The organism is Albidovulum sp. (assembly GCF_008933605.1).
GTDB lineage: Bacteria > Pseudomonadota > Alphaproteobacteria > Rhodobacterales > Rhodobacteraceae > Albidovulum.
On sequence record NZ_WBUS01000160.1, the window covers coordinates 1 to 7,216 of the forward strand.

At 68.8% G+C, this 7,216-nt stretch carries 8 protein-coding genes; all 8 read left to right on the forward strand.

Going from position 1 to position 7,216, the window contains the following annotated elements; translation table 11 throughout:
* Nucleotides 1-736: sulfite exporter TauE/SafE family protein (locus F9K34_RS15800; protein WP_436405756.1), on the forward strand; the 736-nt coding region annotated here is incomplete at its 5' end.
* Between the two features lie 299 nt (nucleotides 737-1,035).
* Nucleotides 1,036-1,911 carry an HpcH/HpaI aldolase/citrate lyase family protein gene (locus tag F9K34_RS15805; RefSeq protein ID WP_291338083.1) on the forward strand — a complete coding sequence of 292 codons (876 nt, stop codon included), beginning with the start codon at nucleotides 1,036-1,038 and terminating at the stop codon, nucleotides 1,909-1,911.
* A gap of 40 nt (nucleotides 1,912-1,951) precedes the next feature.
* A complete protein-coding gene (locus F9K34_RS15810) occupies nucleotides 1,952-2,509 on the forward strand; it encodes an NnrU family protein (RefSeq protein ID WP_291338084.1) in 558 nt (185 codons plus the stop codon).
* 33 nt (nucleotides 2,510-2,542) lie between these two features.
* Nucleotides 2,543-3,574, forward strand: a complete 1,032-nt coding sequence (locus F9K34_RS15815) for a MaoC family dehydratase (RefSeq protein ID WP_291338085.1) — start codon at nucleotides 2,543-2,545, stop codon at nucleotides 3,572-3,574.
* A gap of 35 nt (nucleotides 3,575-3,609) precedes the next feature.
* On the forward strand, nucleotides 3,610-4,302 hold the full coding sequence (locus F9K34_RS15820) for a DUF1194 domain-containing protein (RefSeq protein ID WP_291338086.1): 693 nt from the start codon (nucleotides 3,610-3,612) through the stop codon (nucleotides 4,300-4,302).
* A gap of 184 nt (nucleotides 4,303-4,486) precedes the next feature.
* Nucleotides 4,487-4,876 carry a succinate dehydrogenase, cytochrome b556 subunit gene (gene sdhC / locus F9K34_RS15825; protein WP_291338087.1) on the forward strand — a complete coding sequence of 130 codons (390 nt, stop codon included), beginning with the start codon at nucleotides 4,487-4,489 and terminating at the stop codon, nucleotides 4,874-4,876.
* A gap of 11 nt (nucleotides 4,877-4,887) precedes the next feature.
* A complete protein-coding gene (locus tag F9K34_RS15830; RefSeq protein WP_291338088.1) occupies nucleotides 4,888-5,259 on the forward strand; it encodes a succinate dehydrogenase, hydrophobic membrane anchor protein in 372 nt (123 codons plus the stop codon).
* 13 nt (nucleotides 5,260-5,272) lie between these two features.
* On the forward strand, nucleotides 5,273-7,078 hold the full coding sequence (sdhA, locus tag F9K34_RS15835) for a succinate dehydrogenase flavoprotein subunit (protein WP_291338089.1): 1,806 nt from the start codon (nucleotides 5,273-5,275) through the stop codon (nucleotides 7,076-7,078).
* Nucleotides 7,079-7,216 lie beyond the last annotated feature (138 nt).

A 7,216-nucleotide genomic window follows, 5' to 3' on the forward strand; every position in this document is an offset into this window, starting at 1 on the left:
TTTCTGGGGTCTGGGCTGCCTGGCGGCCGCGCTCGTCGGCCTGTCGAAAGGCGGGCTGCCGGTCGTGGGAATGCTGGCGGTGCCGGTACTCGCGCTCGCGGTTTCGCCCGTGGCGGCGGCGGGGCTGCTCCTGCCGGTCTATGTCGCCTCGGACCTGATCGGGCTTTTCGCCTACCGCCGGGCCTTCGACCGGAGGGTGCTCGCGATTCTCGCACCCGCCGCGGTCTTGGGTATCGGGCTCGGCTGGATGACTGCGGCCGCGGTGTCCGACCGGCTGGTGACGGGCATCGTCGGGGCGATCGGGACCGCCTTCGCGCTGACCCTTCTCCTCGGCCCGCGCCCGGAGGGCGCGGGACCCGGCCGGGCCCGGGTCGTCCCCGGGATCGTCTGGGGCGCGGTGACCGGCTACACGAGCTTCGTCAGCCATGCCGGCGCGCCGCCCTACCAGGTCTATGTGCTGCCGCTCAGGCTGGAAAAGACCGTCTTTGCGGCGACGACGACCGTGTTCTTCGCCTTCGTGAACGCCGTGAAGCTGGTCCCCTATTGGGCGCTCGGCCAGTTGTCGGCGGAGAACCTCAAGGCGGCGGCGATCCTCTCCATTCCGGCGGTGGCGGCGGTTCTGGCGGGGGTCTGGCTGGTGCGCGTCCTGCCGGAGCGACTCTTCTTCAGGCTGGTCACCTGGGCGCTTCTGGCGGTCTCGCTGAAGCACCTCTGGAGCGCGGCGGTGGGCGGCTAGGCGCCGAAGGATGCCGCGAAGGCGTGATGCGTGGCGAGGATGACGGCTGCAAAGCCGAGCGAGAGGGCGAAGAGTTTCTGCTGCATGGCGCGCCTTCCGGTCGATCGCGGGTCGCCGTGATGCTGCCGCCGGGCTGCGAAAATCCGGTGAAGCGAGCGCGCGCGGTCGCGGCGGGAGCCTTCGGCGGGAGTATTGGGGCCAAGACGAGGCCCCGGGGTTTCTGCGCTGCGGCAAAAAGCTCTTGCCGAAAGTGCCGCCACTGTGGTCTTTGACGCAATAATGTTGCGAGGAGATTCCCGATGGTCGCCGCCCTTCGCCCGCGCCCCTATCGCTCGGTGCTCTACATCCCCGGCTCGAAGGAGCGTGCGCTGGAGAAGGCGCGCGAACTTGACTGCGACGCGATCATCTTCGACCTCGAGGATGCAGTGGCGCCGGACGAGAAGGCAAATGCCCGCGCGCTGCTGGCGCGGGTCCTGGCCGAGGCGGATTTCGGCGGGCGCGCGCGGATCGTGCGGGTGAACGGGCTCGACACCGGCTGGGGGCACGCGGATGCGACCGCCTTCGCCTCGGCGATCCGGGCGGGCGCGAAGGTCGACGCGATCCTCGTTCCGAAGGTCTCCGCCGCGGCCGACCTCGATGCGGTGGCGGCACTCGTGCCCGACGTTCCGCTCTGGGCGATGATGGAGACCGCGCTCGGGATGCTGAATGCCGCCGCCATCGCCGCGCATCCGCGGCTGGAAGGCCTAGTGATGGGCACCAACGACCTCGCGCGCGAACTCGGCAGCCGATTCCGGCCTGACCGGCTGGCGATGCAGGCCGGTCTCGGGCTCTGTCTCCTGGCCGCCAAGGCGCATGGCCGCATCATCGTCGATGGCGTCTACAACGCCTTCAAGGACGACGCCGGGCTTCTGGCGGAATGCGAGCAGGGCCGCGACATGGGCTTCGACGGCAAGACGCTCATCCACCCCGCGCAGCTTGCCATTGCCAATGCCGCCTTCGCGCCGTCGGAGGCGGAAATCGACCTCGCCCGCCGCCAGATCGCGGCCTTCGAGGAGGCGAAGGCGGCGGGGCAGGGCGTCGCCGTGGTGGACGGGCGGATCGTCGAGAACCTGCATGTCGTGACCGCCCGCCAGGCGCTTGCCCGTGCGGAAGCTATTGCGGAGCGGGCGAAATAGGGAAAGGCTCGGCCCGCGTTCCGGTCAGGGAGGTTTCGCAATGCAGATCCTGGTTCTGGGCCTTGTGCTCTGGATCGTGTCGCACCTTTTCAAGCGCCTCGCCCCCGGCCCCAGGGCGCGGATGGGCGAGATGCCGGGCAAGATGGCGGTGACGGTGCTGTCGCTCGCCGCGCTCATCCTGATGGTGATCGGCTACCGGCGGGCGGAGGTCGAGCCGGTCTACACACCCCTGCCGGGCATGGGTCACCTGACCGACCTTCTGATGCTCGGGGCCCTCTTTCTCTTCGGCCTGTCGCACAGCAAGGGGCGACTTCGCGCCCGTGTCCGGCACCCGATGCTGCTGAGCGTGATCGTCTGGGCCGTCGCGCATCTGCTGGTCAACGGCGATCTCGCGTCGATCGTGCTCTTCGGCGGACTCGGTCTCTGGGCCGCGGTCTCCATCCTCCTGATCAACGCGCAGGGGGCGTGGGTGAGGCCGGCGCCGGGCGGGCTCAGGGGCGATGCGATCGCCCTAGCGGTCGCAGTCGTCCTCTACGGGCTGATCGCCGGCATCCATATCTGGCTCGGCTATAACCCGTTCCTCGGGACCTATGGCTAGGGCCGCGCCGGGACGATGACTGAAGGACGTGCGATGAAAACCAATCCGGGCAGATTCTTCGAGGATTATCGGGTCGGCGAGGTGATCGCGCATGCCGTTCCCCGCACGGTTTCGGGCGGCGAGCGGGCGCTCTACCACGCGCTCTACCCCGCCCGGCACGCGCTCCATTCCTCGGACGCCTTCGCGCGCGCCTGCGGCCTGAAGGCGGCGCCGATGGACGATCTCGTCGCCTTCCACACGGTTTTCGGCAAGACCGTGCCCGACATCAGCCTGAACGCCGTCGCCAACCTCGGCTATGCCGAGGGGCGCTGGATCCGGCCGGTCTGGGCGGGGGACACACTGCGCTCCGATAGCCAGGTGATCGGGGTGAAGGAGAATTCCAACGGCAAGTCGGGGGTCGTCTGGGTCCGGACGCGCGGGCTGAACCAGCGCGGTGAGGTCGTGCTGGAATACGTCCGCTGGGTGATGGTCCGCAAGCGCGACGCCGCCACCCCGGCCCCCGAAGCGGTGGTGCCCGGCCTCCAGCCCGCCGTCGCGGCGCCGGATCTGGTGCTGCCCGATGGGCTCGACTTCACGCACTACGACTTCGGGCTCGCCGGCGAGCCGCACCGCTGGGGCGACTATGCCCCGGGCGAGAAGATCGACCATGTGGACGGCGTGACGGTCGAGGAGGCGGAGCACATGCTGGCCACCCGGCTCTGGCAGAACACCGCCAAGGTGCATTTCGACGCCACGATGCGCGAGGACGGGCGGCGGCTGATCTACGGCGGGCATGTGATTTCGCTCGCCCGGGCGCTGAGCTTCAACGGGCTGGCGAACGCGCAGATGCTCGTGGCGCTGAACGCGGGCGCCCATGCCAACCCCTGCTTCGCGGGCGACACCGTGCGGGCCTGGTCGGAAGTGCTCGACAAGGCCGAAACCGCGGCGCCGGGCGTCGGCGCGATCCGGTTGAGGCTGGTGGCGGTGAAACACGGCGCGGCGCCCTTCGCGTTGAGGGATGCCGACGGGAAGTACCTGCCCGAGGTGCTTCTGGACCTCGACTACTGGGCTCTGATGCCTTTGTGATCGCCTGCGCGCGGGCCGCGCGCTATGCTCCGTCCATGCGCCGGGCCCTTGCCCTCTGCCTCCTGCCTGCGCTCGCCGCCCCGGCGGCGGGATGCGAGCTTGCGCTCCTCCTCGCCGTCGACGTCTCCGGCTCGGTCGATGGCCGCGAATATGCGGTGCAGATGCAGGGGCTGGCCGAGGGCCTGCGCGACGGAGTGGTGACCGAGGCGCTCGTCAAAGCCGAGGCGGCGGTGGCGCTGATGCAGTGGACCGGCGCGTCGCGGCAGGAGCTGTCCATCGGCTGGACGCGGATCGAACGCCCCGAGGACGTGGAGGCGCTTGCCGCGCGGATCGGGGCGCTGCCGCGCGTATGGACGGAGTATTCCACCGCCATCGGCCAGGCGATGACCTTCGGCATGGGCGTCTTCGATCAGGCGCCCGCCTGCCGCCGGCGGGTCATGGACATTTCGTCGGACGGGCGCAGCAACGAGGGGACCGAGCCCGCGGAGATCCGGCCAGGCATGGACAGCCTCGCCATCATCGTCAACGCGCTGGTGATCCGCGGCGAGGACGCGGAGCTGCCGGACTACTTCGCCCGCAACGTCATGACCGGCGCCAACGCCTTCGTGGTGACTGCCGAAAGCTATGACGAGTATCCGGAGCGGATGCGACGCAAGCTCAGGCGCGAGACGGAGCGGCCGGTATCGGCGCTGCCGGCCGGAACGATTCCCGCGCGCTTCGAGCCCTGAACGGAGTCCCGGATTGCGTGATCACGAAATTTTTCCATGTGATCACAAACCCCGTCTTTATCGCTAACGCCAGCCGATTCCGGGCTTTTCCAGCATTCACGGCGTGACATGGGCGCGATTTGCGCTATTGAGAGGGACGAAGGCGCCCCCTTCGCGGCAGGGCGCGAGACAAAGGGGGACCGAAATGGCCGATGTCAACCGGGGCAAGCGCCCGCTGTCGCCTTTCATGATCGGGCCATACTACCGCCCGCAGCTCACCTCCATCAGCTCGATCCTGACGCGGATCACCGGCAATGCCCTGATCGTCGCGGCACTTCTCATCGTCTGGTGGCTGCTCGCGGCGGCGACCAGTGCCGAATACTTCGCGGTGGCCGACGCGGTAGTGCGAAGCTGGGTCGGCAAGCTCGTCTTCGCGGGCTCCATCTGGGCCGTCTGGTACCACTACCTCGCCGGGTTGCGGCACCTCTGGTTCGACAGCGGGCGCGGGCTCGACATCCCGACCGCCGAACGGCTCGGCTGGGGCGTCGTCCTCGGCTCGGTCGTGCTGACGCTCATCACCATCACTATTCTCTGAAAGGGGCGGCCATGCGATACCTCACCGATGCCAAGCGCGCCGCCGGCCTCGGCTCCGCCAAGACCGGGACCGCGCATCACTGGTACATGCAGATGAGCGCGGTCGGCCTCGCCGTCCTCGTGCCGCTCTTCATCTTCACCTTCGGCCGGGTCGTCGGCGCCGATCACGCGACCGTGGTCGCGTACTACGGCCGGCCGTTCCCGGCCATCGTCGCCGGGCTGACGCTCTGGGTGGGGATGCTCCACTTCCGCCACGGTGCGCAGATGATGATCGAGGACTATGCCCACGGCTTCATGCGCAAGGCGCTGATCGTCGCGGTCGTCTGCATCACCTACACGACCATCGCCACAGGGCTCTATGCGCTGATCCGGCTCGCGCTTTGAAGGATTTCTCACGATGACCGCTTCCTATCCTTACGAAACGCATGACTACGACGTGGTCGTGGTGGGCGCCGGCGGCGCGGGGCTGCGCGCGACGCTGGGCATGGCCGAACAGGGGCTGCGCACGGCCTGCGTGACCAAGGTCTTTCCGACGCGCTCCCACACCGTCGCGGCGCAGGGCGGAATCGCGGCCAGCCTGTCGAACATGGGGCCGGACCACTGGCAGTGGCACATGTACGACACGGTGAAGGGATCGGACTGGCTCGGCGACACCGACGCGATGGAATACCTCGCGCGCGAGGCGCCGAAGGCGGTCTATGAGCTTGAGCACTACGGCGTGCCCTTCAGCCGCACCGAGGAGGGCAAGATCTATCAGCGCCCCTTTGGCGGCCACACGACCGAGTTCGGCGAGGGTCCCCCGGTGCAGCGCACCTGCGCGGCGGCCGACCGCACCGGCCACGCGATCCTGCACACGCTCTACGGCCAGAGCCTGAAGCAGAAGGCGGAGTTCTTCATCGAGTACTTCGCCATCGACCTCGTCATCACCGACGGCGCCTGCACCGGCGTCGTGGCCTGGAAGCTCGACGACGGCACGATCCATGTCTTCAACGCCAAGATGGTGGTGCTGGCCACCGGCGGATACGGCCGGGCCTATTTCTCGGCGACCGGCGCCCACACCTGCACCGGCGACGGTGGAGGCATGGTGGCGCGTGCGGGCCTGCCGTTGCAGGACATGGAGTTCGTGCAGTTCCATCCCACCGGTATCTACGGTGCCGGTTGCCTCATCACCGAAGGTGCACGGGGCGAGGGCGGATACCTCACCAACTCCGAGGGCGAGCGGTTCATGGAACGCTACGCGCCGACCTACAAGGACCTGGCGTCGCGCGACGTGGTCAGCCGCTGCATGACCATCGAGATCCGCGAAGGGCGCGGCGTGGGCGAGCACAAGGATCACATCCACCTGCACCTCAACCACCTGCCGCCGGCCACGCTGCATGAACGGCTGCCGGGCATCAGCGAGTCGGCGAAGATCTTCGCCGGCGTCGATGTGACGAAGGAGCCGATCCCGGTGCTGCCGACGGTGCACTACAACATGGGCGGCATCCCGACGAACTACTGGGGCGAGGTGCTGAATCCGCTGCCGGGCAAACCCGACAACGTGTTCCCCGGGCTGATGGCGGTGGGCGAGGCGGGCTGCGCCTCCGTCCACGGCGCGAACCGGCTCGGATCCAACTCGCTCATCGACCTCGTGGTCTTCGGCCGCGCGGCGGCGATCCGGGCGGGGCAAGTCGTTGACCGCGCCCGTGCCGTGCCGGCGACCAACGCGTCCGAGTTGGACCGGGCGCTTGGGCGCTTCGACGGCCTCCGCCACGCCAAGGGCAACGTGGCGACGGCCGAACTGCGGCTGGAAATGCAGAAGACCATGCAGTCCGACGCGGCCGTCTTCCGCACCGACAAGACGCTTGCCGAGGGCGTGGAGAAGATGCAGCGCGTGGCGGCCAAGATGGACGACATCAAGGTCACCGACCGCTCGCTCATCTGGAACTCCGACCTCATGGAGTCGCTGGAGCTCACGAACCTCATGCCCAACGCGCTCGCCACCATCGTGGCTGCCGAGGCGCGGAAGGAAAGCCGCGGGGCGCATGCGAGCGAGGATCATCCGAACCGCGACGATGCCAACTGGCGCAAGCATTCGCTCGCCCGGGTGGATGGTGCCAGGGTCACGCTCGACTACCGGCCCGTCCATCTCGATCCGCTGACGTCCGAGGCCGAGGGCGGCATCAGCCTGAAGAAGATCGCGCCCAAGGCGCGGGTCTACTGATGCAGGCGCGCGCCGCCCTCCTGCCGGCCGTCGCGCTGGTCGCGGCCTGCGGACCGATGTCGGTGGAACGCGCCGAGGAGGCGTGCTTCGACCGCGCCCGGCTTGCCGCCGGCCCGCGCGGGCTGGTGGCGGTGGGGG